Genomic DNA, 25,519 nt, shown 5'->3' with positions numbered 1-25,519 from the left:
ACGCCGGCAAGTCGACGCTGTTCAACCGGCTGACCCAGTCCGAAGTCGTCGCCGAGGACATGCTGTTCGCCACCCTCGACCCGACGCTGCGGATGCTGAAGCTGCCCGACGGGCGGCCGGCCATCCTGTCCGACACCGTGGGCTTCATCTCCGACCTGCCGCACGAGCTGGTGGAGGCGTTCCGCGCCACGCTCGAGGAGGTCAAGGAGGCCGACGTCGTTCTCCACGTGCGTGACATCGCCAGCCCCGAAAGCGCCGCCCAGGCCGGCGACGTGCGCACGGTGCTGGAGCGCCTGGGCGTCGACATGGAGGACCGCAGCATCCTGGAAGTCTGGAACAAGATCGACCTCTTGCCGGAAGACGGTCGGGAGATCGTCATGGGCGACGCCCGCCGCGCCCATCCGCCGGCGATCCCGCTCTCCGCCGTCACCGGCGAAGGCTGCGACGCGCTGCTGGAGGCCATCGCCGCCCTGGTCGACGAGGCGCCCCCGGTGGACGTCTTCACGCCGGTGGGCGAGGGGGCGGCGATCGCCTGGCTCTACCGCCACGGCCGCGTCCTGGAGCGCCGCGACGGCAAGGACGGCTCCGTGCGCCTGGCCGTCAGCCTGTCACCCCAGGCGCTGGGCCAGTTCGAGCAGCAGTTCCCGGGAGCCGAGGTGCGCGGGCACTAGACTAGGCCACGAACGCGGCGGCTTCACGCGCCAGGGCCTCCCAGTCCGCGTCCATGCGGGCCAGCACCCATTCCTTCATCGGCCTTCCCTTGTTGGCGTCAAAGGGCGCGCCCTCGCCGGCGGCGATGAGGGCCGCCACGCGCTCGGCAGGCAACTTGAGCAACAAGACGTCGCCCCGCACGGCGGCGAACAGCTTGCCGTTGACCATCAGGGAGTCGCGCGCAAAGCCTCGGCGCTCGGACAGGGTCACGCCGGGCTGCGCAAGCAGGGCGGTCGCCAGCGCCCCGAAGCGTTCGGGCGGCGAGCTCATTTCGCGACCTTCTCCGCCGCCTTCGCTTCGTCCCAAAGGGCGTCCATCTCGGCGAGGTCCGACTGGTCCGGGGTCTTGCCGCGCTCGGCGAGCGTCGCCTCGATGTACTGGAAGCGCCGCGCGAACTTGGCGTTGGTGAAGCGCAGGGAGTCCTCTGGGTCCACCTCCAGGGTGCGGGCGAGGTTGGCGACCACGAACAGCACGTCGCCCATCTCCTGGCGGGCCTTCTCCAGGTCTCCGGCGGCGATCTCGGCCTCCAGCTCCGCGACTTCCTCGTGCAGCTTGGCCATCACGTCCTCGACTGTCGGCCAGACGAAGCCGACGCCCGCCGCGCGCCTGGAGAGCTTCACGGCGCGGGTGAGGGCAGGCAGGCCGACGGGGACGTCGTCCAGCAGGCTGGCCGTGCGGCCCTTCCCGTGACGCTCGGCGGCTTTCAGCGCTTCCCAGCCCTCCTTCTGGTGGGCGAGGGAGGCGTAGGTTTCCTCGGCGAACACATGCGGGTGGCGGCGCACCATCTTGTCGTTGATGGCGGCGGCCACGTCCTCGAAGGCGAAGGCGCCTTGCTCCTCGGCCATGCGCGCATGGAACACCACCTGCAGCAGCAGGTCCCCCAGCTCTTCCTTCAGGTCGGAAAGGTCGCCCCGCTCGATGGCGTCGGCGACCTCATAGGCCTCCTCGACGGTGTAGGGCGCGACGGTGGCGAACGTCTGCTCCAGGTCCCAGGGACAGCCGTCGGCCGGGTCGCGCAGCCGCGCCATGATCGCCAGCAGCCGGTCGATGGGCCGCAGATCGGCGGGCGGAGCGGCTCTGGTCATGGGACTCTCTGGGGAGGCGTACGGCGATCAGACCGTGCGCCGTCCTCAGAGGCAAGCTGCCTTAGCGGCTGGCGACGGCGTCACCGCGGCCGAGCTTTTGGGCGAAACGATCGAAGGTCCACTCCGCGTCCGCCCAGGTTCCGCCGCGGCGGGCCCAGCGGATGTCGGACTCGTAGTACTTGTAGCTGAGCGGCGTGACATGGCCGTCCGGCGCGATGGCGCTACCCTCGATGCGCGCGCCGCCCAGCCCGAAGCTCTCGTAGGAGAGGCCGGGCCTATCGCCCAGCTGCTTGAAGGTGGGCCGGTTGGGTTGGGCGTCGGTCAGCTCAAGCTCGATCCGCGCGCCGTCGTAGGCGCCGCTCCTGGCGAGCCGTTTCTCCACTGTGGTGCGCAGGTCGTTGGCGAGGTCGTTGACCTCGCGCACGCCGAGCGTGCTGGCGGCCTTGGCCTGGAGCTCGGGGCCGATGGTGACGTTCACCGCAGCGGGGGCCGCGGCGGCTGCGCCGGCGCTGGCGAAAAGGGCGACGGTGGCGATAGCTAGGGTCCGCATGCTGATATCCTGTTCATGGCCCTCACACCTAAGGTAGGCCACTCCGCGGCCGCCGCAACTACCGGCGCCCGGGAATCGCGCCAGAATAGGCGCATGACGGCCCCGCACAGTCTCGACGCGCCTACGTCGATCGGAGGAGGGCGCTGATGCCTCCGCGCTGGGCCGTCGCCTCGGGCGTCGGCCTGGCGCAGATGCTGGCCTTCGGGACCTCGCTCTACCTGCTGACAGTGCTCAGCCAGCCGATCCGCGCGGACACTGGCTGGCCATTGCCGTGGATCATCGGCGGCATGTCAGTAGGTCAACTGGCGGGGGCGACAGTGGCGCCGCGGGTCGGGCGCTGGATCAAGCGGCACGGCGGGCGTCCGGCGCTCAGCGTGTCGAGCTTCCTGTTCGCGGGCGGCCTTGGCCTACTGGCGGTCTCGCCCAACCTGGTCGTCTATTTCGCCGGCTGGATGGTGATCGGCCTGGCCATGGCCTGTGGGCTCTATGACACGGCCTTCGGGGCGCTCGGCCGGCTCTACGGCCTGGAGGCGCGCCGGGCGATCACGACGGTGACCCTGTGGGGCGGCTTCGCCAGCACTGTGTTCTGGAGCCTGAGCGGCGTCCTGGTGACCCAGGTGGGCTGGCGCTGGACCTGCGGGGTCTACGCCCTGATGCACCTGGCCGTCGCCCTGCCGGTCTATCGCTTCCTGCTGCCCGCCGCCGAGCCGCACGTCGAGGCGCAGGCAAAGCCGGGCGAGGGGGCGGCCGCCGCCACTCTGTCGGACACAGCCCGGGCCGCCGTCGTGTTGCTGGGAGCAGTGCTGATGGCCGAGACCCTGGTCGCCTCGATCGTCTCGGTGCACCTGGTGACCCTGCTGCGCGAGCGCGGCCTGACCATGGCCGCGGCCATCGGCCTGGGCGTCTTCATCGGCCCGACCCAGGTCAGCGCCAGGTTCGGCGAGTCGCTGTTCGGCGCGCGCATCCACCCCAGCTTGACGATAATCGTGGCGGTCGGAGCGATCACGCTGGGGGTTGGATTGCTGCCGATCCTGCCGCTGAGCGTGGCCGCCTTGGCCCTGATGTCCTATGGCGCGGGTATTGGACTGGTGTCGATCAGCCGGGGATCGCTGCCGCTATACCTGTTCGGTCCGCTGGAGGCGCCGGTGATTTCCGGACGGCTGGGCCGGCCGATCACCATCACGGCGGCGCTGGCGCCCTCGATCGGCGCCTTCCTCATCGCCCGGATGGGCGGGGCGACGACGCTCTGGATCCTGACGGCGATTTCCGCGATCAGTGTCGCCGCCGCCATCGCCCTGCGCCGTCTGGCGCGGAAAATGGCGGTCCTGGCGTAGGTAAGGGCAGCCGATGCAAGCTCATCATCCCCTGGACCGCCCGATCTGGAGCGCGCTGACCACCCGCCAGGCGGGCCTCGCGGTGGGCGACGGGCGGGCGGTGCGGCTCGCGGCGGACTATGGGCTTTTCGCGGCCGCGGCGGACGCTGGGTCCGACAGCCTCGCCGCCCTGGCGGCCCTCGTGCCGGCCCAGGGCGAGGTGGCGCTGGTCGAAGCTGACGAACCGCCGGCCATTCCCGGGACGGCCGTGGTGTCGCGCGCAATCGTCTGGCAAATGACCGCCGAAGGCCTCACGCCGGATGAACCGCCCGGTTTCAGCATCGTCGCGCTGACCGAGGCCGACGCGCCGCAGATGCTGGCGCTGGCGACCCTGACCCGGCCGGGACCGTTCTTCGCGCGGACGCACCAGCTCGGCGATTTCGTGGGCGTGAAGGCGGAGGGCCGGCTGGTGGCCATGGCCGGCGAGCGCATGAAGCCCACCGGCTTCACCGAAGTCAGCGGCGTCTGCACCCATCCGGACCATCGCGGCCGAGGCTACGCCGGCGCGCTGATGCGGATGGTGGCCGCCCGCATCCTGGCCCGCGGCGAGATGCCGTTCCTACACGCCTACGCCAGCAACACCGGCGCGATCGGGCTTTACGAGTCCCTGGGATTTGCGCTTCGCCGGGAGATCGCCATGACGGTGCTGATCCGCGGCTAGGGGCTCTCCAAAAGACTCGACAGTTAAACTTGCCAGTTTAGCTGTCTATATCTATGGATGAGGCATGAGCCGCGTCCCCGCCGCGCCCCTGTCCCTGGAAATGACCGTCACGGAGCTCTTGCAAGCGACCGGACAGCTTATTCGTCGGCTGCGTGCGGAATCGAACCCAAGCGAGCTGACTTTGTCGCAGCTCGCAATCCTGGCGCGGCTGGACGAGGTCGGGCGGATGACGACGGCGGAGCTCGCGCGAGCGGAAGCCATGAAGCCCCAATCGATGGGCGCCGCGCTCGCCAGCTTGGAACAGGATGGATTGGTCCAGCGGCATGCTCATCCGACGGACGGCCGGCAGGTGCTGTTTGCGCTCACGGAACCAGGTGTCGCCACCCGGCGAAGGGACACCCATCTGAAGCGGGAGTGGCTTTCGGCCGCCATTGCAGAGCTGGCGCCCGGTGAACAGCAAACCCTCGTTGCCGCCGTCGCCCTGATCAAGCGCCTGAGCGACTCATGACTGCCGCATCTTCCAAAGGGCGCCCGTCCTTCACCATCTGACTTCAAGGAAGACGCCAATGGCGCTCACTCAAATCGACCCCGTCGCCGCCCTGGTGGTGATCGACATGCAGAAGGGCGTCGTCGCCCTGCCGACGATCCATCCCATGCCCGGCATTATCGATCGTGTCGCCCGGCTCGCGCGCGCCTTTCGCCAACAGGGCCTGCCGGTCGTCCTCGTGAACGTGGTCGGCCTCGCACCTGGCCGCACCGAGTTCAAGGTCAGCTTGTCGCCCCCGGCCGACTGGACGGAGCTTATTCCCGAGCTGGATCTCCAGCCCGGCGACCACATTGTAACCAAGCAACAGCCGGGCGCCTTCTACGGGACCGGCCTCGAGCAGATCCTGCGCCTATGCGGCGTAACGCAGGTCGTTCTGACCGGCATCGTGACGAGCGGCGGCGTGGAGGCGACGGCGCGCGATGCCTACGACCGCGGCTACAATGTCGCCCTGGTCGTGGACGCCATGACGGACCTCAGCGCCGAGGCGCACCGACACAGTGTCGAGATGACCTTTCCCCGGATCGGCGAGACGGCCAGCACCGACGAGGTGCTGGCCCTGCTGAACCAGCGGAACTGACAGCGAGGGGGGACCCCTGGTTCGCCGTGACGTGTGGGTTCCAGGCGAAGTGCGACGGGGCAGGGGACCGGACGGCGGGCGGGCGCGGAGCCCCACGGCGCGCAGAGCCCGACCGCCGGGCCGGCGCACGGTGGTTCAGCTGCAACCTTCGCTTCGAGCGCGCCGGCAGGCGCGCGAGCACGTAGTTGCCGAGAAGCGGAAGTTCCGAACTTCGCCTCGGGGGGGAAAGCGGAAGTAAGGGCAGGTCCAAAGTGCGGACGCGGCCGAGCCGGGTCGATGCAGACGCCTCAGGCCACGGCAGGCGCAGCCTCCGGCCCAGGCGCGACGCCCTCAATACGCGGGAGCAGCAACTGCACCCAGCCGACTCCCAGCAGATACGCAACCGACGCCCAGGTGAGAAGGGGCCCGTAGCCGTATCCATGGTCGAGAGTCCAGCCCGCGATGGACAGCATCGCCATGCCGGAGATGTTTCCGCTGAAGGCCTGGATCGCGATGACGGTCGCCACGCGTCCGGGCGGTGAGATGTCGGTGGCCAGCGCAAAAATGTTGACCGAGAAGCATTGGTGGGCCGCGAGCGTCAGGCCGAGGATCGCCGTCGCCAGCCAGTAGTTCCCCGCCGATGCCGCGTACCAGACGGGGATCACCAGCAGGGCCGCCGTCAGCATCAGCCATTTGCGCGTGGCGTTGACGCTGACGCCCGCAGAGAGCAGGCGCGTGGAAGCGAAGCCGGCGAGCAGCGCACCGACCCCGGAGGCGGCGTAAATTACCGCGAGCGGCAGGCCGAAGGCGCTCATGCCGAGGTGGAACACGCGGTTAAACAGGTCAGGCATCCAGTAGAGCAGCAGCCACCAGACGCTGTCCGAACACGCGCGGGCTCCGGCCACGGCCCAGGTGCGCCGGTCGGTCAGAACGTCCGTGAGGCGGGATGTCTCCACGAAGGCCGGCGTCGGCGTGTCCGCCTCAGCCGCGACGACCTGCCCCGCTCGCGAACCCTGCCACGCCACGACCCAGAGGAGGCCGAGACCGCCGGTGACCAGGAACGCGTTGGCCCAACCGATTTTCAAGGCGACGAGCGGGATGACCAGTGGGGTTACGACGGCGCCCAGGGTGCTCGCGGCGGAGATGATGCCGTACGCCATCGCCCGGAGGTCGTTGGGGTAAAGGGCCGCGGCTGTCTTGATCGCGGTCGGCGAGTTCAGGGCCTCCGTGACCCCGAGGGCAGCTCGCGCGACCGTGAACTGCCCGACCGTTCGGGCGAAAGCGTGGCCGATTGCCGCCAGGCTCCAGAGCGCCACCCCAAGCGGGTTGGCACGCCGCCACCCGATGCGGTCGACGAGCCAGCCTGTGCCAAGGAAGGAGAAGGCTGTGGCGAATTGGAAAGCCGAGGTTATCCGACCGTAATCGCCGTCGGTCCAGCCAAGGTCGTGCTGAAGCATAGGCTTCAGGACGGCGATGATCTGGCGGTCGGCGTAGTTGAGCAGGATGCCAAGGCTAACCAGGGCAAGCACAAGCCCACGCCTGCCTTGCCATAGCTTGGGCTTGTGGATGTCCATGTCGCCCCCGACGGATCACTCCAGGCGACGGTAAGCGGACTCTCCGAAGGTCCGCAATGGGTCGGGGAGCGAAATTGAAGCCGGTCCAGAAATCCGACCTTCAGGGTCCCGGCCCGGCTGACGAAACCCCACAGCTCCGAAGTGACGCGGCGAACGCTTCGGCCGGCGTCATGAACCCGAGGCATTTGCGCGGTGTGGCGTTCATTTTGGCGGCGAGGGCGCGCAGGTCGGCCGTGCTGCGGTCGGAGATGTCCGCGTCGAGTGGCAGGAAGCGTCGCAGTCGACCGTTGGTGTTCTCGACGGTTCCCTTCTGCCAGGGCGCCTGAGGCGCGCAAAAGTAGGCATCCATCCCGAGCGAGGTTTTCAGAGCGGGGTAGGCGGCAAATTCGGTTCCGCGATCGAAGGTGACGGTCCGCCGCGCTGCGGGCGGCAAGCCTCCGAGGTCCTCGGTCAGGCTGTTCATGATCGGCTTGGAATGACGGCTCGGCTGCACCCGTAGGACCGCGAACCGGGTCTGCCGCTCGACCAGCGAGAGTACACTCCGCTGGCCATGCGCCCGGCGGAACATTACCAGGTCGCCCTCCCAGTGGCCGAACGAGCTGCGCTCGGCGATCTCGTCAGGGCGCTCGGAGAAGGTGTTCTCGGGCGGGATCGTCACGCCGCGCGGCTTGCGAGCGTAGCGCTTCCGGCGGCGGCGGCGTTGGCACGGCAACAGCTGATACAGGTTCTGCTGACGTCCCACGTCGCCATAGACGAACTGATAGATGGTCTCGTGGCTGATCCGTTGTTCGCCGCCAGACTCGCGCCGCAGCCGACCGGCGATCTGCTCCGGCGACCAGGCTTGCTGCAGTTGGGCGATGACGTGCCGCGCCAGGTCCGGATTCAGATGCAGCTTGCGCTGGCGGATGCGGCGCCGATCCGTGCGCGACTGGGCGGCCTGGGGGAAGTAGCCGCGCAGCCAGGGCCCGTCGTCGTGCCAGTTGCGCCGGATCTCGCGGTGTATGGTCGAGCGACGCCGACATAGCCGCTCGGCGATCCGCGGCACGGACATCTTGGCTTCGCGCAGCTGGAAAATCAGCTTCCGCTCACTCAGGGTGAGGTGGTCGTAACGTGTTCCCAAGGCGCGGCTCCCATTGCCCAGCAACCCGCTGAAATCCTTGGCAGGTCGCACTTGGAAATGGAATCCACCACGCCGCATCCGTTTTGCGCCTAAGGAAGATTATCGGAAATCGTTGCGGCTCCGGTTTGGATCATTTGGGCTTTCGGAACCGGAACATGAACTGGTCGGTGTGTCCCCGGATCGACGGATCGAACACGTTCTTGTCGTGCGGATCGGCCGGATTGGCGAACACGTCGCTCTGTCCGTCCAGCTTGAAGCCCGCCGCCAGGACCTCCGCGGCGGCCGCGTCGGCATCGATCCGGTGCAGCGTGTCGGTGGCGGCCAGACCTGATCCCTTGGCCGCCGCGTGGTCCAGCACCACGAAGACGCCTCCGGGCTTCAAAGCCGCATAGACCGCGCGGTTGAACGCCGGCACGTCGGCCGGACCCATGAACCTGTCGTGCAGGTCGTGATAGTTCTGACGGATGAACACGGCGTCGAGGCCGCTCGGTAGGCCTAAGGCGTTCACCGGTGCGGACAGCACCTCGATGTTGTGACCCTCGGCGGCCGCCGCGGCGCCGTTCATCATCTGCATCACCTCGGGATGCGCCTTCACGACTTCGGCCGGCTCGACCGCATAGACCTTGCCCTTCGGCCCCACGGCCACGCTGAGCGCGCGCGTGAAGCGCCCGGCGACGATGTCCGCCACCCGGTCGCCCGGCTTCACGCCGATGAAGGCCAGAACCGCCTCGCGCTTGAACGACGGATCGGTCATGGCGTCCGCCGGCGGCTTGGCCGGAGCCTGTTGCGCCATCGCAGGAGCGCCCGCCGCCGCCAGCGCCAGGGCCAGCGCGATCGCCGTCGTCTTGAAGTGCATCATCTCATCCTCCCGGTTTCATCCCTGCCGGCCAAGCTGCGGCCGATGCGCGCCGCGCACAACCCGCGTTCGCGCCGCTCAGCGAAGGACGATCTCGCCGCGGGCGATCCGACACAGGCTCTCGACGAAAAACCCCGGCTCCAGCGCCGTGACGCGCGCTTCGAGGCTCTCCGGCGTGTCCCCCGGCTCCACAGGCACGGCGCGGCGCGCGATCACCGGGCCGCGGTCGTATTCCTCGTCGACCAGGTGGATGACGATGCCGCTCTCGGCGGCGCCGGCGGCGATCACCGCCTCGTGGACGCGGCGGCCGTACATGCCGTGGCCCCCGAACGCCGGCAGCGGTCCGGGATGGATGTTGAGCACGCGCCCCGCATAGCGGCCGAGCGTCTGCGGCCCCAGTTGGCGCAGATAGCCCGAGAGAACAATGAGCTGGACGTCGTGGCTCGCCATGGCCTCGGCCAGCCGCGCGTCGGCGGCGTCCGGATCGCCCTGGGTCGGAATGCACAGCGCCGGCACCTCCGCCGCGGCGGCGAACGCCAGCGCCGGCGCGCTGCGGTTATTGCTCACCAGCAGGCGCGCCTCGGCCGCCAGTTCGCCCGCCCGGATCGCGGCCACGATGGCGCGGGCGCTGGAGCCGTTCCCGGACGCGAGGAACCCCAGCTTAAGCGGCGAAGATATCACGCGAATTCACCGCTGAGTTCATGTTCGAAACGAAGCCCGTCGAAGGCCGGCTCGACGCCCATCGGCAACTCGGCCTTCAAGGTCGCGTAGTCGAGGTCGATGTGCAGGTTGGTGAGGATCGCCCGCCGCGGCTTCAGGCGCTCGATCCACTCCAGCGTGCGCTCCAGGTGCGCATGGGTCGGGTGCGGGCGATAGCGCAGCGCGTCGACGATCCAGACGTCGAGGCCGGCGAGCGCCTCGAACGCGGATTCATCCAGGTTAACCACATCGCTGGAGTAGGCGACGCCGCCGAACCGGTAGCCCACCGAGCGCACTCCGCCGTGGTCCTGGTCGAAGCTGACCACCGGGATCGAGCCCGACGGGCCGTCGACCTGCCAGCGGACCCCATGCGCCGGGACCGGGCGGCGGTCGCAGATCGCCGGATAGCCGCCTTCGCCCTCGAAGATGTAGCCGAACCGGCGCATCATCGAGGCGTCGGTCGCCGTGTCCATGTGGCAGCCGATCCGCGCCCGCTGGCGGATGAAGAAGGCCCGCACGTCGTCGATGCCGTGCACCTGGTCGGCGTGGTCGTGGGTCAGCAGGATGGCGTCGAGCCGCTTGGCGCCGGCCTGCGCCGTCTGCAGGCGCAGGTCCGGCGAGGTGTCGACGATCACCGTGGTTTCGCGTTCCGCCCCCTCCCCCTTCTCCATCCGGCCTGAACGCCGGACGAGGAGGGAACAGCGCGAGCGCAGGTTCTTGGGGTCCGCCGGATCACAGGCGCCCCAGTCGCCGTCCGCCCGCGGCACGCCGCCGGAGGAGCCGCAGCCGAGGATGGTGATCTCCAGGGTCCCGCTCATGGCCGCGGGATCCGCTCGAACAGGGCGAAGAAGGCGTCTTCCGTGCGCGCCTCGGCCTCCTGCAGCGTCCAGCCGCGGATCTCGGCGAGCTTGGCCAGGATATGCGGCAGGAAGGCCGGCTCGTTGCGCCGCCCGCGGTAGGGAACCGGCGCGAGGTAGGGGCAGTCGGTCTCGACGATGATCCGCTCGGCCGGCATGTCGCGGATCACCGCACGCACCTCCTCGGCGGCCTTGAAGGTGGCGATGCCGGAGACCGAGAACCAGGCGCCCAGCGCCGCCGCCCGCGAAGCCAGCTCCGCGCCTGAGGTGTAGCAGTGCATCAGCAGGCGGAACGGCCCCTTGGCGAATTCGTCCTCCAGGATGTCGCCCATCTCCGCGTCGGCCTCGCGGGCGTGGACCACCAGCGGCAGGCCGGTCAGCCGCGCGGCCGCGGCGTGGGCGCGGAACACCTGGGCCTGGATGTGGCGGGGGCTGAGGTCGTAGTGGAAGTCGAGCCCGGTCTCGCCGATGCCGACCACCCGCGGATCGGCCGCGATCGCCGCGAGCGTCTCCGCCGAGAGGTCCGGGTCTTCCTTGGCCTCGTGCGGATGGGTGCCGACCGTGCACCAGATGTCCGGGTGCTGGGCGACCAGGCGCACCGCCTCGTAGTTCGAGACCCGGTCGCAGATGTTGACCATCAGGCGCACGCCCGACGCCAGGCCCCGGGAGATCACCGCCTCGCGGTCCTCGTCGAATTGCGGCGCGTGCAGGTTGACGTGGCTGTCGATCAGCATGCGCCCGTCTAGGCCGCCCGGGCGGCCTGGCGCAACTCGCCCAATGCGGTGAACAGCGCGTCGGCGCGGTCGAGGTTCAGCGCCTCCACCTCGCGCGGCAGCCGCTGCAGGGTCTCCCAGGCCTGGGCCCAGCGGTCGAGACCGCCCCCCTGCCCGGCCCGCCCCTCTCTTGCTTGGCCGGCGGAGAAGCCGTGCACCCGCTCGGCCAGGCGGTCGAACAGCAGGTTGAACTGCGCCTGGCCTTCTGCGCCCCGGAACCGGTCGGCGAGCGACAGCGCCATGGCCTCGTCGACGCGCGGCAGGCCCTCGATCAGCGCGCGGGCCGCGTCGTCCATGGCGATGGCGTTCGCGCCGGCCAGCGCCCAGGCCCGTCCGGGGGCGCCGCCGGCCATCCTGGCCAGCCGCAGCGCGGCCTCTTCGCTGATGTCCTCTCGGTCGCGTACGAAGGCGGCGGCGTCTTCCAGCGGCAGGGGCCGGAAGGCGAGCCGGCGGCAGCGGGAGCGGATGGTGGGCAGCAGGCGTCCCGGCGCGTGGCTGACCATCAGCAGCACGCCGTGCGCCGGCGGCTCCTCCAGGGTCTTGAGGATGGCGTTGGCGGCGTTGACGTTGAGATCGTCGGCGGCGTCGACGATCGCCACCCGATGCGGCGCGCTGGCCGGCGACTTGGAGAAGAACTCCGACAGGCCCCGCGCCTCGTCCACCGGGATCACCTTGCGGACCTTGCCGTCCTGCCCCAGCCGCTCGATCATGAAGAGGTCGGGGTGCGAGCGGGCGATGACCTGGCGGCTCACCGGATGGTCGGGACTGGAGCCCAGGATCCCATGGGCGGGGTCCGCCGGCGCGCCCAGCAGGCGGCGGGCGGCGCGATAGGCGAAGGTCGCCTTGCCGACCCCCTCCGGGCCGGTGAGCAGCCAGGCGTGGTGCAGCCGCCCGCGGGCGCGCGTCGCCTCGAAAGCCGTTTCGGCGGCCTCGTGGCCCATGAGGTCGAAGACCTCCCGCGGATGGCGCATCTCACTCATGGACGGCGAGCAGGCCCCAGACGGCCGACCAGACCTTGGCCTCGACGTCGTCCAGCGACCCGGTCGCGTCGATCACCGCGCACCGCTCCGGCTCGGCCCTGGCGATCGCCAGGAAGGCCGCGCGCAGCCGCTCGTGGAAGTCCTGGCCCTTGGATTCGAAGCGCATCTCCGCGCCGGCCCGGGCATGCGCCCGCTCCAGGCCTAAGACCACCGGCAGGTCGAAGATCAGGGTGACGTCGGGCCGCGTCCCCTCCAGGACGGAGCATTCCAGCGCCGCGATCAGCGCCGCGTCGGTCCCGCCGGCCGCCCCCTGATAGGCCCGCGTGGAATCGGCGAAACGATCGCAGACCACCCAGGCGCCGCGCGCCAGGGCCGGCCGGATCACGCGCTCGATATGGTCGCGCCGCGCGGCGTACATCAGCAGCGTCTCGGTGACCGGACTCCAGCGGTCGGCATTGCCCTTCAACACCAGGTCGCGGATGGCCTCGGCGCCCGGCGATCCGCCCGGCTCGCGGGTGGCGACGACCTCGCGGCCGCCGGTCTGCAGACGCGCGACCAGGCGCTTGAGCTGGGTGGACTTCCCCGCCCCCTCGCCGCCTTCGAACGTGATGAACCGACCCTGCGCCACGGGCGCAAGATGGCCAGTTCGCCGTCAAAGTCTAGAAGGTAGACGGCCGCACGACCCGCGCGTCGGCGAAGCCGCTCTGCGCCACCTTGTCCCGCAGCGCATAGGCCTCGGCCTCGTCCGTGGGCCCCGGCAGCAGCACCCGGTAGAGCGTGGTCCCGCCCCGATCGAACGGCTCGACGGTCGCCACGCCCTGCGCAGAGAGCTGGTCGGCGGCGCGCCGCGCATGGGCCCGGTCGGCGAAGGCGCCGGCCTGGATGCGGTAGACGCCGGTCTCGGCCGCCAAGGCGTCGGAACGCGCGAATTGCGCCAACGGGCTCAGCGTCGAGACGGACACCGGCTCAGGTGGGGCCACCAGCGGCTTCACCTCGACCTGCAGCCCACGCCGGGGCGGGGTCCCGATCGGGGCCGTGGCCGCAGGCGTCGCGGCGGCGAAGATGTCCTCATCCGCCGGCCGAACGGCCTTCGCCGGGAGATAGGCGGGCGCCGTCGCCCTGGCGATGCGCACGCCGGCCTCCGGTCCGCCCAGCGGCGCGGGCCCGACATAGCGCACCCGCACGCGCGCGGTGCCCTGGCGGTCGTAGCCGAGTTCGCGGGCCGCAGCGTGGCTCAGGTCGATGATCCGCGCGCCGACGAACGGTCCGCGGTCGTTGACCCGTACGGTGAGCTTTCGGCCGTTGTCGAGGTTGGTGACCTCCACCATCGACGGCAGCGGCAGGGTCGTGTGCGCCGCCGAGAACTGGTTCATGTCGAAGATCTCGCCGTTGGCGGTGGCCTTCATCTGGAAGGCGTCGCCGTACCAGGAGGCGACCCCGGTCTGGTCGTAGTTCGGTTGCTCGTGCGGCACGTACCAGATGCCGCCCACCTGGTAGGGGTCGCCGGTCTTGTAGTGGCCGCGCGGCGCGGGTGGCGCCTTGGCAGGGACCTCAGGGGCGTAGCCTACGGGCCCGCGCGCGGCGTACTGGGGCGTCATGCAGGCCGTGAGCGTGGCGCTCCCCAAGAGCACGACCGCCAACCGGCCCGTTCGCACGATGTGTCCGCGGTCCATGACGCCCTGCTCCCCTGGCCTTTGCGAGGCCCGAGGTTGCCTGGGCAAGCTTTCGTCGGGGTTAACCGGGTCTTGCCAAATCCGCACACCTGGCGGGAAGTGGCCGGAGCGCCTGCGCGAGACGGGCCGGCGATAGGCGGAGAACGCAGCGATGCGGTTCGGGATCTTCTACGAGCACCAGCTCCCCAAGCCGTGGAACGACGGCGACGAGGCCCGGCTGTTCCACCAGGCCCTGGAGCAGGTCGTGCTCGCCGACCGCCTCGGCTACGACTACGCCTGGGAGGTCGAGCACCACTTCCTGGAGGAATATTCCCACTCCTCCGCGCCCGAGGTGTTCCTGGCGGCCTGCGCGGCGCTCACCAAGAATATCCGCGTCGGCCACGGCATCCGCCAGGTGATCCCCAACTACAACCACCCCGCCCGCACCGCCGAGGGCCTGGCGACGCTGGACATCATCTCCAACGGCCGCCTCGACTTCGGCATCGGCGAGGGCGCGACGCGGCTGGAACTCGGCGGCTTCGGCATCCCGGCCAAGGAAAAGCGGGCCATGGCGCTGGAGGCGGCCGAGCAGATCGCCAACATGATGGTCATGGACCCCTATCCCGGCTTCGAGGGCAAGGGCTTCTCCTTCCCCTGCCGCAACGTGGTGCCAAAGCCCGTGCAGAAGCCGCACCCGCCGATGTGGATGGCCTGCACCAACCGCGACACTATCAAGATCGCGGCCTCCATCGGCGTCGGCGCGCTGGCCTTCTCCTTCGTCAATCCCGAGGAGGCGCGGAACTGGGCCGAGATCTACTACGGCATCATCAAGTCGGACGAGTGCGTCCCCATCGGCCACGCGGTGAACGCCAACATGGCCATGGTGTCGAACTTCTCCGTCCACCACGACCGGGCCGAGGCCATCCGGCGGGGCCAGGAGGGCTTCGAGTTCTTCGGCTATGCGGTGAATGCGCTGGTGGCCCACGACGCGGTGCCCGGCCGCTCGACCCTGTTCGCCGACTTCCAGAAGGCGCGCGGAAACCGCGACGAAGAGATCATCGCCGCCACCAAGATGGCCGAGCGCAACGCCAACGGCATCGGCACGCCGGCCGACATCCGCGACCACATCGCAGCCTTCCGGGATGCCGGCGTCGACCAGGTGATCTTCCTGCAGCAGGCGGGCCGCAACCAGCACGCACACATCTGCCAGTCCCTGGAACTTTTCGCCGCCGAGGTCATGGGCGAATTCAAGGCCGAGGTCGCCGAGCGCGAAGCCAGCAAGGCCGCCGAGCTTGCGCCCTACCTGGAGGCGGCGATGAAGCGGAAGCGCTGGATGCAGCCGCTGGCGGACGAGGATATCCCGGTGGTGAAGGCGTCGGTGCAGAGAGCGCAGATCAACGCGACGAGCTGAGCCGGTGGGTCAATCCTCGCCCAGGACCGCCTCAAAGTCGACGCCTCCGTAGAAGACGCCGAGGATGGCGACGTCAGCCAAGCCGACGGCATAGGCAATCGTGACGCGGCCACGGAAGGCCAGGGTGCGCAGGCCGGGCCTGAGATCCTCGCGGGGCGCTCCACGTAGCGGAAAATCCGCGAGACCTTCGCAGTGCGAGACGATAGCGTCGGTGAAGCGCGCGGCTGTATCCGGTGAGGCTTTGTCGGCAACATACTGGTAGAGTTGAAGGAGTTGCGTCAGCGCCTCGGGCGCGAAAATCACCCGATAGGGCATCGTCACCCGCCCTTGGCGCCACGCGGATGCTCATCCTTCAGCGCCGCCCGCACGTCGGCGGCGCTCAGCGCGCGCGACGGGTCGACCTTCAGCGCGTCGAACGCGGCCACCACCTGGCCGCGTAGCCAGGTCTCCACCGCCTGATCGCGGACTCGCAACACGCGCAACCCGTCCCTTATGACCTCGCTCTCGCTCGCGTATTCGCCTGAAGCGACGCGCGCGCGGACCTCCGCGGCCATCTCAATGGGCAGAGTGATGCTGAGCTGTTGGGTGGAGCGCATGGGCTGACCTTTCCGTCGAATAGGATTTAATCCTATTCGTAGCGACGTTCAAGTTGGACCGTCGGGTCCGGCCGCCCCGCCCTCAGAGGCGCGCTAGGCGGCGGCCGCCAGGTCGCGGTCCAGCAGGCAGTCGATGAAGGCCCGTAGCGCCGGCTGCGGGTGGCGCCGGTTCGAATAGTAGAGGAAGAGCCCCGGGAAGCTCGGCGACCAGTCGGCCAGGACGCGCTTCAGCCGCCCCTCGGCGATCGCTTCATAGATGCGGTCGTCGTCATAGGTGTAGAGGATGCCGATGCCCTGCAGCGCCCCTTGCAGCACCACCTCCTGGTGGCTGGAGATCAACGGGCCCTCCACGCCCATCTCGAATTCCTTACCGTCCTTCTCGAACTCCCAGCGGTAGATGTTTCCGCCGACCGGATAGCGCCAGTTGATGCAGGCGTGGCGATGCAGGTCAGCCGGGACCTTGGGCTCGCCGTGGCCCGCGAGATAGTCCGGCGAGGCGACCGCCATCATCTGCATGTCGGGGGTCAGGCGGACGGCGATCACATCCTTGTCCAGGCGCTCGCCGCCGCGGATGCCGGCGTCGAAGCGTCCGGCGACGATGTCGCTAAGGCCGTCGTCGATGACGATATCCAGCACCACGTCGGGATGCGCCCGATGGAAGCGGCCGAGCCTGGGGGCGATCAACTTGGCGGCCGCCATGCCCGGGGTGTTGATGCGCAGCGGACCCGCCACCCGTCCGGTGACCGCTACAGCCTCCGCCACGGCGGCGTCCATCTCCCGCATCATCGGAGAGATCCGGTCGTAGAGCCGCTCCCCGGCCGAAGTAGGCGCCACGCTGCGGGTGGTGCGGTTCAGCAGCCGCACGCCGAGGCGCGCCTCCAGCTGGCGGATCGTCTGGCTGAGCGCCGAGGCCGAGAGGCCGAGCTGCATCGCCGCTCGCGCGAAGCTGGCCCGCTCCACCACGGCGGCGAAGGCTCGCAGCTCAGCGAAGTCGGAGCCTCTCATTATGCCCTCGTCACTAAATAGCCCTGTTAGATCATAGCCGATTATCTAATCAGCCGCAGCCGCCATGTTGGAGCTCACGGACGCGCTCCCCGCGTTTCGACCGACCGATGGAGGCCGCCGTGAGCGAACGCCTGGAGCTGAATTCCTACCGCCTGCTGGGCCGCTCTGGCCTTCGGGTGTCGCCCATGGCGCTTGGGGCCATGACCTTCGGCGCCGACTGGGGCTGGGGCGCCGACGACGCCGAGGCGCGCCGCATCTTCGACGCCTACGTCGAGCGCGGCGGCAACTTCGTCGACACCGCCAACGCCTACACCAACGGCACGTCCGAGCGCCTGGTCGGCGAGTTCGCGGAAGGCCGGCGCGAACAGCTGGTGATCTCGACGAAGTACACCATGGCGACACGCCCCGGCGACCCGAACTCCGGCGGCAACCATCGCAAGAGCATGATGCGCTCGGTGGAAGAGAGCCTGAAGCGGCTGCGCACCGACTACATCGACCTGCTGTACCTGCACATGTGGGACGCGGTGACTCCGATCGACGAGATCCTGCGCGGCCTCGACGACCTGGTCCGCCAGGGCAAGGTGATCTACCTGGGCGTCTCCGACACGCCGGCCTGGCAGGTCTCGCGCATGCAGGCCACCGCCGATCTGCGCGGCTGGGCGCCGCTCGTCGCCATGCAGAGCGAATACAGCCTGGTCGAACGCACGCCGGAGCGCGACCTGATGCCGATGGCCCGCGAGATGGGCCTGGGCGTCATCCCCTGGTCGCCGCTGGCCAACGGCGTCTTGACCGGCAAGTACAGCCGCGCCGACCTGGGCGCCGGAGAGGGCCAGACTGGGGTGGTGGGGACGCGCAAGGCCGTGGCCGCCGCCTACGGTTCGCTCTCCGAACGCGGCCTGGCGATCGCCGACGTGGTAGCCGCCGTCGCCGCCGAGGCCGGCCACTCCTCGGCCCAGATCGCGCTCGCCTGGACCCTGACCAATCCGGCGGTGACCGCGACCACGCTGGGCGCGCGCACCCAGAAGCAGCTGGAGGACAACCTCGGCGCCCTCGAGGTGTCGCTCAGCGACGAGCACCGCGCCCGCCTCGACGCGGCCAGTGCGATCACGCTCGGCTTCCCCCACGACCTGCTGCGCTCGCCGATGTTCGCGCCTACGTTCACCGCCGGGACGCGGCTTCCGGAACGGATCTGGTGAGGACTGATATCATGCAACCTGCGCTCGACTTCGCGGACCACCGGGCCCTGGTCACCGGCGGAACCAAGGGCATCGGCGAAGCCGTCGCACGGCGGCTCCGCGACGCCGGGGCAAGCGTGCTGACGACCGCCCGCGCCCCCCGCCCTGAGGGCGAACCAGACGACCTGTTCGTTGCCGCCGACCTCAGCACGCCCGAGGGCTGCGAGGCGGTGGCGCAAGCCGTCCGCGACCGGCTCGGCGGCGTCGACATCATTGTACACGTCCTCGGCGGCTCCTCGGCGCCGGCGGGCGGATTCGCCGTGCTGGACGACGATGAGTGGCGCCGCGCGCTCGACACCAACCTGATGCCGGCGGTGCGCCTGGACCGCGCGTTGCTGCCCGGCATGCTGGCCCAGGGCGAAGGCGTGATCGTCCACATCACTTCGATCCAGAGCCGGCTGCCGTTGCCGGAAGCGACCATCGCCTATGCCGCGGCCAAGGCGGGGCTGGCAAACTACAGCAAGGCGCTCTCGAAGGAGGTTGGCCCCAAGGGCGTGCGGGTTGTGCGGGTGTCGCCCGGCTGGGTCGAAACCGAGGCCGCCGTTGGCCTCGTCACTGAGCTGGCGAGCAAGGCGGGCGTCGACTACGCAGCCGCCCGCCAGGGCTTGATGGACTCGCTCGGCGGCATTCCCATCGGCCGGCCGGCGAAGCCGCAGGAGGTGGCGGAGTTGGTGGCCTTCCGCGCCTCGCCGCTGGCGGCCGCGATCACCGGCGCGGAATATGTGATCGACGGCGGCACGACGCCGACAGTGTGAGCGCCGCGCCGCCGAAGTGCTAGACGGTGACGTCGGTGGCGGGCGCGGTGACGTCGGCTGCCGGCGGCAAGGTCGAGGCCGGCGGCGCCGCGGCGTGCTTGGCCTTGGCGAACTGCGAAACCAGCGCTCCGAAGTCGGCGCCTTTTGCCGTGGGGTCGGCAGCTCTCGCCTGCTGGGCGGGATTGGGGGCGTGGTTCGCCTGGGCGGCGACGGCGGCCGAGGCGGCGTGGACGGATAGGGTCATCGGGCGGCTCCTGGTTGCCGCAGCGGCTGTGCAAGGAGCGTGCCGGAATGGCACAGGGGGTGCGGCCCTGCTTCACTCGGCCTCTCAGGCGATCCCGCGGCTGAGCCCAGTCAGGCGGCATCCGCTTCTGTTTGCCGGTGTGACATGAGCCTCTCGACTTGGCTCATGTGCTCGGTTCCCCAGACACAAAGCGGGGCCAAGGCTTTGGCTAAGGTTCCGCCGAACGCCGTGAGGGAATATTCGACCTTTGGCGGGATCTCCTTGAAGTCGAGCCGGTCGATGATTCCGTCTGCCTGCAGTTCCTTGAGCTGCTGGACGAGCATCTTGTCGCTGACGCTTCCAACAGCGCGCCTCAAATCTCCATAGCGCCGGGCGCCGTGCGCGAGGTGAAACAGGATCAGGGGCTTCCACTTCCCGCCGATCACGGCCAGGGCGGCGTCCAAGCCGCAGGTCAAAGCGATCGCCGCCATTTGTGGGTCTCCCATAGGCACTTACCAAAAGGTGCATACTGGTGGAATGAAAAGCAAGACCCACCTCTTCGGGGATCACCATTCTCAGGAGGCTCGCATGGGCAGGCTCGAAGGCAAGACCGCGGTCATCACCGGTGGCAACAGCGGCATCGGCTTGGCCGCCGCCAAGCGGTTCGTCGCGGAGGGCGCCCATGTCTTCATCACCGGCCGTCGCCAGGAGGAGCTGGATAAGGCGGTGGAGGCGATTGGCTCCGGGGTGACGGCGGTCCAGGGGGATGTCTCGCACCTGGACGACCTGGATCGGCTGTTCGCAACAGTGCGCGCCGAGCGAGGGCGCATCGACGTACTCTTCGCCAATGCCGGGCTGGGCGCGTTGGCCCCTTTGGGCGCGATCACCGAGGCGTCCTTCGACCTGGTCTTCGACGTCAACGTCAAAGGAACCTTGTTCACAGTCCAGAAGGCGCTGCCGCTGATGCAGGCCGGCGGGTCGATCATCCTCACAGGTTCGACCACGGGCTCGATGGGAACGCCGGCGTTCAGCGTCTACAGCGCGACCAAGGCCGCGATCCGCAATTTCGCCCGCAGTTGGGCGTTGGACCTGAAGGGCTCCGGCATCCGCGTGAATGTCCTATCGCCCGGCCCCACGACAACGCCCGGCCTCTTCAACGCCTTGGCGAGGATGGGGAGCCAGGACGCGATAATCGCGGGCCTGGTCGCCCAGACACCCATCGGACGCATGGGCCTTCCCGAGGAGACGGCTGCCGTGGCGCTCTTCCTCGCCTCGGACGACAGCAGCTTCATGACCGGAAGCGAAGTGTTCGTCGACGGCGGCATGGCGCAGGTCTGACCAATCGCAAGGTCGTGGCGGACGGGGTGGGATTCGAACCCACGGTGGGCTTGCACCCACGGCGGTTTTCAAGACCGCTGCCTTAAACCACTCGGCCACCCGTCCGGGAGGCGGTGTTTAGCAGGCGTCGCGGCGGGGCTCCATCGCCACCTCCTCCCTGCCCGGCCATGACCATCCTTCCGAAGTGGCCGCGGAGACGCCGGCGTGGTTTTTCTTGACTTCCGCCCCGATCCGTGTTCCTGTTTTGTTCATGTCCGAGGGAGCCTGCCCCATCGCCGCCGAACCGCAGCCGTGTGGCTGCAAGTGCGCCGACGAACGCGCCGAGCGACATTTGACGACGCTTCAGGAACTGGCCGAGATCGGCATGGACCTGGCGCGGGACGTACGGGCGAAGGCCCTCGACCCGGCCCCTGCCGAGCCGGCGTGCGCCGATTTCGGCCTGATGTTCTCGCGCATCGCCCGCGCCGTGCGCCAGACGCTCGCCCTCGAAGCCAGGCTCGCCGAGGACCGCGACGCGCGGGACCGGCGGACCCAGGCCGAACACGCCAGGCGCCGCGGCCTCCAGCGAAAGGCCGTCGTTCGCCAAGTCGTCGAACAGGCCATCGGAGCCGAGGCCGACGGGACCGACCGCGAAGACCTGCTGGGCGATCTCCACGAACGCTTCGAATACGAAGACGAGCTCCGTTTCGCCGACCGCCCGATCTCCGAACACGTCGCCCGCATCTGCCGCGATCTGGGCGTGACGCCGGACTGGAGCCTCTGGGCCGACGAGGACTGGGCCCTCGAAGAGGCCAACCTCCTCTCCCCCACTCGAAGCGAGAGGACAGAGGGTGGGGAAAGGGGCGACGCAGAACCCTCACCCGCCGCTCCGGACCCAGCCATGACCCACCCGCCTCCGATATGGCCACCTTCCGAACCCTGAAAAATCCGATCCCCCTCGAGCGGGCGCGGCGTCTCCGTCGCGAAGACACCGACGCTGAGGCGCGTCTGTGGAACGCCTTGCGCGCCCATCGCCTGGGCGGCTGGAAGTGGCGGCGGCAAGTCCCAAGGGGCCGCTACATCGTCGATTTCCTATGCGTCGAGGCCACCCTGGTGGTCGAGCTGGACGGCGGGCAGCACTCTGAGCAACTGGACTACGACGCGAGGCGCACGGCCTACCTCGAAGGGCTGGGCCTGTGCGTCCTGCGGTTCGGGAACTCCGCCGTGATGGAAAACCGCGACGGCGTCTGCCTCACGATCCTCGACGCCTGTGGCGGAGAGCGCTCCAACTCCTCTCCCCCACGCGAAGCGTAGAGGGGAGAGGGTAGGGAGAGGGGCGACGCAGGACTGTCGGCCACCGCTCCAGGTCCAGCCATGACCCATGAATAGCGGGCCCTTGCCCCACCCTCGGGAGCGACGGACAGATCGGAGCCGCCCCTCTCCCTACCCTTTCCCCTCTCGGCTTCGCCGGGGGGCGAGGAGAGTAGCGCTGTCGCCGGTTGACGCCACGTCCCCGTCGACATCCGCCCTTACCGGCGCCTACCCTTCCGGCAAAAGCCCTGGGAGGCGACGAATGCATGACCTGGTGATCCGTGGCGGGACCGTGGTCGACGGCACAGGCGCGCCGGCCCGCGTGGCCGATGTGGCGATCGATGCCGGGCTGATCACCAAGGTCGGAAACGTCTCCGCGGCCGGCACGCGCGAGATCGACGCCACCGGGCTCCTGGTCACGCCGGGTTGGGTCGACATCCACACCCACTACGACGGCCAGGCCACCTGGGACTCCTACCTTTCGCCCTCCTGCTGGCACGGGGTCACGACCGTGGTCATGGGCAACTGCGGCGTGGGCTTCGCGCCCGCCCGGCCCGACCGCCACGACTGGCTGATCGGCCTGATGGAGTCGGTCGAGGACATCCCGGGCGCGGCGCTCGCCGAGGGCATCAAATGGGACTGGGAGACCTTCCCCGAATATCTCGACAGCCTCGACCGCCGGCCCTTCGTGCTCGACGTCGCGACCCAGGCCCCGCACGGCTCGATCCGCGCCTACGTTATGGGCGAGCGTGGCGCGCGCAACGAGGCCGCGACGCCGGCCGACATCGCCGAGATGGCGAAGATCACCCGCGAGGCGCTCGAGGCCGGCGCGCTCGGCTTTTCCACCTCCCGCACCCAGCTTCACCGCGCCAAGGACGGCGAGCCGGTGCCCGGCACCTTCGCCGGCGCCGACGAGATGGTCGGCATCGGCCGGGCGCTGGGGCAGGCCGGCCACGGGGTCTTCGAGATCGCCTCGGACATGACGATCCCCGAGGACGAGTTCCACTGGATGAAGCAGTTCGCCGCGGCCTCCGGCCTGCCGGTGACCTTCGGCATGCTGCAGTCGCCGATGCAGCCCGAGAAGTGGCGCGACCTCCTGAAACTGACCGAGGAGGCTCGCGCAGAGGGCGCTCAGATCACCGCCCAGATCGCTTGCCGCCCCACCGGCATGGTGCTCGGCTGGCAGTCGACGGTGCATCCGTTCGTCCGCAAACAGGCCTATCGCGCCATCGCCGACCTGCCCTTCGCCGAACGCCTGGTCCGGCTGAAGGACCCCGCGGTGCGCGAGGCGATCATCAGCGAGGACGCCCCGCCCCCGCCCGGCATCGGCGCCATCCTGACCCACGGTTTCGCGACCATGTTCCGCCTGGAGCGCGACGGCCGGCTCGACTATGAGCCGCGCGCCGAGGACTCCATCGCCGCGGAGGCGAAGCGCGCCGGCGTCGATCCGCAGGCGATCATCTACGACATGCTGATGGAGAACGACGGGCGCGGCTATATCTACCTGCCGCTGCTCAACTATTCGAAGTTCAACTTCGACCACATCGCCGAGATGATGAACCACCCGGCGACGGTGCTGAGCCTCTCGGACGGCGGCGCCCACTGCGGCGTGATCTGCGACGCCAGCTTCCCGACCTATATGCTGAGCTACTGGGTCCGCGACCGCGAACGCGGCGAGCGCCTGCCGCTGGAGAAGGTGGTGGCCATGCAGACCCGCGACACCGCCCGCCTCTACGGCATGCACGACCGCGGCGTGCTGGCGCCGGGCCTGAAGGCCGACGTCAACGTCATCGATTTCGAGCGCCTGCAGATCCTCGCGCCTGAAATGATCTTCGACCTGCCGGCCGACGGGCGCCGGCTGGTGCAGCGGGCGGAGGGCTACCGCGCCACCGTGGTTTCTGGCGTCGTCACCTTCGAAAACGGCGTCGCCACGGGCGAGCTGCCCGGCAAGCTGGTCCGCGGCCCCCAGGCCGCGCCGGCCCTGCTGGCCGCGGAATAGCCCTTAAGCGCGGCTGAGCGCGCTTTCAGGACTTGTCGGCTTGCCGCGGCAGGGCGGCGGACTAGGGTTCGCGCCTTAAGTTGGCATGACAGCGAGGCGCTTCGATGTACGACCTCCACTATTGGCCCACCCCCAACGGCAAGAAGGTCACCATCCTCCTGGAGGAGCTGGGCGTCCCCTACCGGATCGTGCCGGTGCACATCGGCCGCGGCGACCAGTTCACCGACGGCTTCCTGAAGATCAGCCCCAACCACCGCATGCCGGCCCTGGTCGACGACGCGCCCGCCGGCGGCGGCGAGCCGATCGGCGTCTTCGAGTCCGGCGCGATCATGATGTACCTGGCCGAGAAGGAGGGCCGCTTCTGGCCGCAGGACACCCGGACCAAGTACGAGGTCGCCCAATGGGTCATGTGGCAGATGGCCAACCAGGGCCCGAAGACCGGCGAGCGCGGGCACTTCGGACGTCTCGGCCCCGAGCACGGCGACCAGTCCTACGCCCAGCGCCGCTTCGCCGACGAGACCCACCGGCTCTACGGCGTGCTGAACAACCGCCTGTACGACCGGCCCTATCTGGCGGGCGACGACTACACGATCGCCGACATGATCTCCTATCCCTGGACGGCGAGCTGGCAGCTGCAGGGCATCGACCTCGACGAGTTCAAATATTTCAAGCGCTGGTTCGAGGCGCTGTCGGCGCGGCCTGCCGTGGAGAAGGGCATGGCGGTGACCACCGGCCTGCCGGCTGAGGATCCCGCGACCTTGCCGCCCGAGGAGCAGGAGCGGCGGCGCAAGCTGCTCTACAACCAGCGCGCCCGCCCCGCGCCCGTGGCCTGACATGCGTCCCGGCCTGCCGGTGATCGACATGGCGCCGCTGTTAGGGTCCGGCGACGCCGCCGGCCGGGCGCGGGTCGCCGGCAAGATCGCCAGGGCCTGCGAAGCGTACGGCTTCTTCTACCTGGTGGGCCACGGCATCGGCCTCGACGTGCTCCGGGCGCTGGACGAGGAGAGCCGGCGGTTCTTCGCCCTGCCGCTCGACGCTAAGATGGCGATCTCCATGGCCCGCGGCGGACGGGCCTGGCGCGGCTACTTCCCGGTGGGCGGGGAACTCACCTCCGGCCGCCCGGACCTGGAGGAAGGCCTCTACCTCGGGACCGAGCTTTCGCCCGACCATCCCCGCGTGCGGGCCGGCGTGCCGCTGCATGGCGCGAACCTGTGGCCCGCCGAGGCGCCCGGACTGAAGGCCGCGGCCGGCGCCTACATGGACGGCGCCACGCGCGCTGCGGCCGTGCTGATGGAGGGTGTGTCGCTCAGCCTGGGTCTCGACGCCCAGTACTTCGCCCGCGCCTACACCGGCGAGCCGACCGTCCTCTTCCGAATCTTCCACTATCCGGCGACAGGTTCGGCCGACGTGGACTGGAGCCAATCCTGGGGCGTCGGCGAGCATACCGACTATGGCCTGCTCACCCTGCTCGCCCAGGACTGCCACGGCGGCCTGCAAGTGAAGACGCCGGAGGGCTGGATCGAGGCGCCGCCCATCGAGGGCGCCCTGGTCTGCAACATCGGCGACATGCTCGAGCGCCTGACCGGCGGCCGCTACAGGTCCACACCGCACCGGGTGAAGAACGTCAGCGGCCACGACCGGCTGTCCTTCCCGCTGTTCTTCGACCCCGACTT

31 protein-coding genes and 1 tRNA gene are annotated in these 25,519 nt (G+C 69.5%); 14 read left to right on the top strand and 18 right to left on the bottom strand.

The features are described 5' to 3' along the window. Positions 1-671: GTPase (locus JWP28_RS01580; RefSeq protein WP_299539228.1), on the top strand; the 671-nt coding region annotated here is incomplete at its 5' end. A gap of 1 nt (position 672) precedes the next feature. On the opposite strand, the gene JWP28_RS01575 is transcribed toward JWP28_RS01580, so the two are convergent. From JWP28_RS01575 to JWP28_RS01565, 3 genes are all read right to left on the bottom strand, one after another. After that, the gene (locus JWP28_RS01575) at positions 673-981 is read right to left on the bottom strand and encodes a hypothetical protein (protein WP_299539225.1); all 309 of its coding nucleotides are present in this window, start codon (positions 979-981) and stop codon (positions 673-675) included. Further along, positions 978-1,796 (bottom strand): nucleoside triphosphate pyrophosphohydrolase, encoded by an 819-nt coding sequence (mazG, locus tag JWP28_RS01570; RefSeq protein ID WP_299539223.1) that lies wholly within the window; start codon positions 1,794-1,796, stop codon positions 978-980. Before mazG ends, JWP28_RS01575 begins: the two co-directional genes overlap by 4 nt. Before the next feature lie 61 nt (positions 1,797-1,857). Further along, positions 1,858-2,346, bottom strand: a complete 489-nt coding sequence (locus tag JWP28_RS01565; protein ID WP_299539221.1) for a hypothetical protein — start codon at positions 2,344-2,346, stop codon at positions 1,858-1,860. Between the two features lie 146 nt (positions 2,347-2,492). On the opposite strand from JWP28_RS01565, the gene JWP28_RS01560 reads away from it, so the two are divergent. The 4 genes from JWP28_RS01560 to JWP28_RS01545 all read left to right on the top strand — a co-directional run bounded on the left by JWP28_RS01560 (position 2,493) and on the right by JWP28_RS01545 (position 5,504). Beyond that, entirely contained in the window at positions 2,493-3,680 is a 1,188-nt protein-coding gene (locus JWP28_RS01560; protein WP_299539219.1) for an MFS transporter, read from the top strand. 13 nt (positions 3,681-3,693) lie between these two features. Next, positions 3,694-4,380 carry a GNAT family N-acetyltransferase gene (locus tag JWP28_RS01555; protein ID WP_299539217.1) on the top strand — a complete coding sequence of 229 codons (687 nt, stop codon included), beginning with the start codon at positions 3,694-3,696 and terminating at the stop codon, positions 4,378-4,380. Positions 4,381-4,444: 64 nt separating this feature from the next. Then, on the top strand, positions 4,445-4,888 hold the full coding sequence (locus tag JWP28_RS01550; protein ID WP_299539215.1) for a MarR family transcriptional regulator: 444 nt from the start codon (positions 4,445-4,447) through the stop codon (positions 4,886-4,888). Between the two features lie 58 nt (positions 4,889-4,946). Continuing rightward, positions 4,947-5,504 (top strand): isochorismatase family cysteine hydrolase, encoded by a 558-nt coding sequence (locus tag JWP28_RS01545; RefSeq protein WP_299539213.1) that lies wholly within the window; start codon positions 4,947-4,949, stop codon positions 5,502-5,504. A 287-nt stretch (positions 5,505-5,791) separates the two neighbouring features. Here the strand turns inward: JWP28_RS01545 and JWP28_RS01540 are convergent, their stop codons facing one another. The 9 genes from JWP28_RS01540 to JWP28_RS01500 all read right to left on the bottom strand — a co-directional run bounded on the left by JWP28_RS01540 (position 5,792) and on the right by JWP28_RS01500 (position 14,015). After that, positions 5,792-7,057, bottom strand: coding sequence for an MFS transporter (locus JWP28_RS01540; protein ID WP_299539211.1), 1,266 nt, complete (start codon positions 7,055-7,057; stop codon positions 5,792-5,794). 100 nt (positions 7,058-7,157) lie between these two features. Further along, on the bottom strand, positions 7,158-8,177 hold the full coding sequence (locus JWP28_RS01535; RefSeq protein WP_299539230.1) for an IS30 family transposase: 1,020 nt from the start codon (positions 8,175-8,177) through the stop codon (positions 7,158-7,160). A 130-nt stretch (positions 8,178-8,307) separates the two neighbouring features. Beyond that, positions 8,308-9,036 carry a methyltransferase gene (locus JWP28_RS01530; protein WP_299539209.1) on the bottom strand — a complete coding sequence of 243 codons (729 nt, stop codon included), beginning with the start codon at positions 9,034-9,036 and terminating at the stop codon, positions 8,308-8,310. 75 nt (positions 9,037-9,111) lie between these two features. Beyond that, complete coding sequence (locus JWP28_RS01525) at positions 9,112-9,714, bottom strand: formyltransferase family protein (protein WP_299539207.1); 603 nt, start codon at positions 9,712-9,714, stop codon at positions 9,112-9,114. After that, complete coding sequence (locus JWP28_RS01520) at positions 9,711-10,550, bottom strand: MBL fold metallo-hydrolase (protein ID WP_299539205.1); 840 nt, start codon at positions 10,548-10,550, stop codon at positions 9,711-9,713. The genes JWP28_RS01525 and JWP28_RS01520 overlap by 4 nt, the downstream gene beginning before the upstream one ends. Continuing rightward, positions 10,547-11,323: a TatD family hydrolase gene (locus JWP28_RS01515; protein WP_299539202.1), complete on the bottom strand. Its 777-nt coding sequence runs from the start codon at positions 11,321-11,323 to the stop codon at positions 10,547-10,549. The genes JWP28_RS01520 and JWP28_RS01515 overlap by 4 nt, the downstream gene beginning before the upstream one ends. Before the next feature lie 8 nt (positions 11,324-11,331). After that, on the bottom strand, positions 11,332-12,342 hold the full coding sequence (locus tag JWP28_RS01510) for a DNA polymerase III subunit delta' (RefSeq protein ID WP_299539199.1): 1,011 nt from the start codon (positions 12,340-12,342) through the stop codon (positions 11,332-11,334). After that, positions 12,335-12,970 (bottom strand): dTMP kinase, encoded by a 636-nt coding sequence (gene tmk / locus JWP28_RS01505; protein WP_299539196.1) that lies wholly within the window; start codon positions 12,968-12,970, stop codon positions 12,335-12,337. The genes JWP28_RS01510 and tmk overlap by 8 nt, the downstream gene beginning before the upstream one ends. 31 nt (positions 12,971-13,001) lie before the next feature. Then, the gene (locus JWP28_RS01500; RefSeq protein WP_299539195.1) at positions 13,002-14,015 is read right to left on the bottom strand and encodes a septal ring lytic transglycosylase RlpA family protein; all 1,014 of its coding nucleotides are present in this window, start codon (positions 14,013-14,015) and stop codon (positions 13,002-13,004) included. 151 nt (positions 14,016-14,166) lie between these two features. Here JWP28_RS01500 and JWP28_RS01495 point away from each other — a divergent pair, with 151 nt between their 5' ends. Continuing rightward, positions 14,167-15,405, top strand: a complete 1,239-nt coding sequence (locus tag JWP28_RS01495; protein WP_299539193.1) for an LLM class flavin-dependent oxidoreductase — start codon at positions 14,167-14,169, stop codon at positions 15,403-15,405. Between the two features lie 9 nt (positions 15,406-15,414). On the opposite strand, the gene JWP28_RS01490 is transcribed toward JWP28_RS01495, so the two are convergent. From JWP28_RS01490 to JWP28_RS01480, 3 genes are all read right to left on the bottom strand, one after another. Then, positions 15,415-15,720 (bottom strand): type II toxin-antitoxin system RelE/ParE family toxin, encoded by a 306-nt coding sequence (locus JWP28_RS01490; protein WP_299539191.1) that lies wholly within the window; start codon positions 15,718-15,720, stop codon positions 15,415-15,417. 2 nt (positions 15,721-15,722) lie between these two features. Continuing rightward, positions 15,723-16,001, bottom strand: coding sequence for a type II toxin-antitoxin system ParD family antitoxin (locus JWP28_RS01485; RefSeq protein WP_299539189.1), 279 nt, complete (start codon positions 15,999-16,001; stop codon positions 15,723-15,725). A 93-nt stretch (positions 16,002-16,094) separates the two neighbouring features. Further along, positions 16,095-17,006: a LysR family transcriptional regulator gene (locus JWP28_RS01480; RefSeq protein ID WP_299539187.1), complete on the bottom strand. Its 912-nt coding sequence runs from the start codon at positions 17,004-17,006 to the stop codon at positions 16,095-16,097. 119 nt (positions 17,007-17,125) lie between these two features. Between JWP28_RS01480 and JWP28_RS01475 the strand changes: the two genes are divergently transcribed. Together JWP28_RS01475 and JWP28_RS01470 are read left to right on the top strand one after the other, a co-directional pair. After that, positions 17,126-18,202, top strand: a complete 1,077-nt coding sequence (locus JWP28_RS01475) for an aldo/keto reductase (RefSeq protein WP_299539185.1) — start codon at positions 17,126-17,128, stop codon at positions 18,200-18,202. An 11-nt stretch (positions 18,203-18,213) separates the two neighbouring features. Then, a complete protein-coding gene (locus tag JWP28_RS01470; RefSeq protein WP_299539182.1) occupies positions 18,214-18,996 on the top strand; it encodes an SDR family oxidoreductase in 783 nt (260 codons plus the stop codon). A gap of 19 nt (positions 18,997-19,015) precedes the next feature. Here the strand turns inward: JWP28_RS01470 and JWP28_RS01465 are convergent, their stop codons facing one another. Both JWP28_RS01465 and JWP28_RS01460 read right to left on the bottom strand, forming a co-directional pair. After that, entirely contained in the window at positions 19,016-19,240 is a 225-nt protein-coding gene (locus JWP28_RS01465) for a hypothetical protein (protein WP_299539179.1), read from the bottom strand. A gap of 110 nt (positions 19,241-19,350) precedes the next feature. Next, on the bottom strand, positions 19,351-19,710 hold the full coding sequence (locus JWP28_RS01460) for a helix-turn-helix domain-containing protein (protein ID WP_299539177.1): 360 nt from the start codon (positions 19,708-19,710) through the stop codon (positions 19,351-19,353). Between the two features lie 97 nt (positions 19,711-19,807). On the opposite strand from JWP28_RS01460, the gene JWP28_RS01455 reads away from it, so the two are divergent. Next, a complete protein-coding gene (locus JWP28_RS01455; RefSeq protein ID WP_299539175.1) occupies positions 19,808-20,557 on the top strand; it encodes an SDR family oxidoreductase in 750 nt (249 codons plus the stop codon). A 15-nt stretch (positions 20,558-20,572) separates the two neighbouring features. On the opposite strand, the gene JWP28_RS01450 is transcribed toward JWP28_RS01455, so the two are convergent. Next, positions 20,573-20,662 (bottom strand) — tRNA-Ser (locus tag JWP28_RS01450). Positions 20,663-20,888: 226 nt separating this feature from the next. Between JWP28_RS01450 and JWP28_RS01445 the strand changes: the two genes are divergently transcribed. The 5 genes from JWP28_RS01445 to JWP28_RS01425 all read left to right on the top strand — a co-directional run. Beyond that, the gene (locus JWP28_RS01445) at positions 20,889-21,479 is read left to right on the top strand and encodes a hypothetical protein (protein ID WP_299539173.1); all 591 of its coding nucleotides are present in this window, start codon (positions 20,889-20,891) and stop codon (positions 21,477-21,479) included. Next, complete coding sequence (locus tag JWP28_RS01440) at positions 21,458-21,850, top strand: endonuclease domain-containing protein (protein WP_299539171.1); 393 nt, start codon at positions 21,458-21,460, stop codon at positions 21,848-21,850. Before JWP28_RS01445 ends, JWP28_RS01440 begins: the two co-directional genes overlap by 22 nt. A gap of 259 nt (positions 21,851-22,109) precedes the next feature. Continuing rightward, positions 22,110-23,846: an amidohydrolase family protein gene (locus tag JWP28_RS01435; protein WP_299539169.1), complete on the top strand. Its 1,737-nt coding sequence runs from the start codon at positions 22,110-22,112 to the stop codon at positions 23,844-23,846. A 104-nt stretch (positions 23,847-23,950) separates the two neighbouring features. Continuing rightward, positions 23,951-24,679: a glutathione S-transferase N-terminal domain-containing protein gene (locus JWP28_RS01430; protein ID WP_299539167.1), complete on the top strand. Its 729-nt coding sequence runs from the start codon at positions 23,951-23,953 to the stop codon at positions 24,677-24,679. 1 nt (position 24,680) lies between these two features. Next, positions 24,681-25,519 (top strand): 2-oxoglutarate and iron-dependent oxygenase domain-containing protein (locus JWP28_RS01425; protein ID WP_299539164.1); only part of this gene is annotated, 839 nt, incomplete at its 3' end.

Source organism: Phenylobacterium sp. (genome assembly GCF_028290885.1).
Classification (GTDB): Bacteria; Pseudomonadota; Alphaproteobacteria; order Caulobacterales; family Caulobacteraceae; genus Phenylobacterium.
This window is presented reverse-complemented; position numbering and strand designations above follow the sequence as displayed.

Bases quoted from the DNA above. Each gene is read 5' to 3' on its own strand.
- JWP28_RS01575 (WP_299539225.1), bottom strand. From the start codon at position 981: ATGAGCTCGCCGCCCGAACGCTTCGGGGCGCTGGCGACCGCCCTGCTT.
- mazG (WP_299539223.1), bottom strand. From the start codon at position 1,796: ATGACCAGAGCCGCTCCGCCCGCCGATCTGCGGCCCATCGACCGGCTG.
- JWP28_RS01565 (WP_299539221.1), bottom strand. From the start codon at position 2,346: ATGCGGACCCTAGCTATCGCCACCGTCGCCCTTTTCGCCAGCGCCGGC.
- JWP28_RS01560 (WP_299539219.1), top strand. From the start codon at position 2,493: ATGCCTCCGCGCTGGGCCGTCGCCTCGGGCGTCGGCCTGGCGCAGATG.
- JWP28_RS01555 (WP_299539217.1), top strand. From the start codon at position 3,694: ATGCAAGCTCATCATCCCCTGGACCGCCCGATCTGGAGCGCGCTGACC.
- JWP28_RS01550 (WP_299539215.1), top strand. From the start codon at position 4,445: ATGAGCCGCGTCCCCGCCGCGCCCCTGTCCCTGGAAATGACCGTCACG.
- JWP28_RS01545 (WP_299539213.1), top strand. From the start codon at position 4,947: ATGGCGCTCACTCAAATCGACCCCGTCGCCGCCCTGGTGGTGATCGAC.
- JWP28_RS01540 (WP_299539211.1), bottom strand. From the start codon at position 7,057: ATGGACATCCACAAGCCCAAGCTATGGCAAGGCAGGCGTGGGCTTGTG.
- JWP28_RS01530 (WP_299539209.1), bottom strand. From the start codon at position 9,036: ATGATGCACTTCAAGACGACGGCGATCGCGCTGGCCCTGGCGCTGGCG.
- JWP28_RS01520 (WP_299539205.1), bottom strand. From the start codon at position 10,550: ATGAGCGGGACCCTGGAGATCACCATCCTCGGCTGCGGCTCCTCCGGC.
- JWP28_RS01515 (WP_299539202.1), bottom strand. From the start codon at position 11,323: ATGCTGATCGACAGCCACGTCAACCTGCACGCGCCGCAATTCGACGAG.
- JWP28_RS01510 (WP_299539199.1), bottom strand. From the start codon at position 12,342: ATGAGTGAGATGCGCCATCCGCGGGAGGTCTTCGACCTCATGGGCCAC.
- JWP28_RS01500 (WP_299539195.1), bottom strand. From the start codon at position 14,015: ATGGACCGCGGACACATCGTGCGAACGGGCCGGTTGGCGGTCGTGCTC.
- JWP28_RS01495 (WP_299539193.1), top strand. From the start codon at position 14,167: ATGCGGTTCGGGATCTTCTACGAGCACCAGCTCCCCAAGCCGTGGAAC.
- JWP28_RS01490 (WP_299539191.1), bottom strand. From the start codon at position 15,720: ATGCCCTATCGGGTGATTTTCGCGCCCGAGGCGCTGACGCAACTCCTT.
- JWP28_RS01485 (WP_299539189.1), bottom strand. From the start codon at position 16,001: ATGCGCTCCACCCAACAGCTCAGCATCACTCTGCCCATTGAGATGGCC.
- JWP28_RS01480 (WP_299539187.1), bottom strand. From the start codon at position 17,006: ATGAGAGGCTCCGACTTCGCTGAGCTGCGAGCCTTCGCCGCCGTGGTG.
- JWP28_RS01470 (WP_299539182.1), top strand. From the start codon at position 18,214: ATGCAACCTGCGCTCGACTTCGCGGACCACCGGGCCCTGGTCACCGGC.
- JWP28_RS01465 (WP_299539179.1), bottom strand. From the start codon at position 19,240: ATGACCCTATCCGTCCACGCCGCCTCGGCCGCCGTCGCCGCCCAGGCG.
- JWP28_RS01460 (WP_299539177.1), bottom strand. From the start codon at position 19,710: ATGGCGGCGATCGCTTTGACCTGCGGCTTGGACGCCGCCCTGGCCGTG.
- JWP28_RS01455 (WP_299539175.1), top strand. From the start codon at position 19,808: ATGGGCAGGCTCGAAGGCAAGACCGCGGTCATCACCGGTGGCAACAGC.
- JWP28_RS01440 (WP_299539171.1), top strand. From the start codon at position 21,458: ATGGCCACCTTCCGAACCCTGAAAAATCCGATCCCCCTCGAGCGGGCG.
- JWP28_RS01435 (WP_299539169.1), top strand. From the start codon at position 22,110: ATGCATGACCTGGTGATCCGTGGCGGGACCGTGGTCGACGGCACAGGC.
- JWP28_RS01430 (WP_299539167.1), top strand. From the start codon at position 23,951: ATGTACGACCTCCACTATTGGCCCACCCCCAACGGCAAGAAGGTCACC.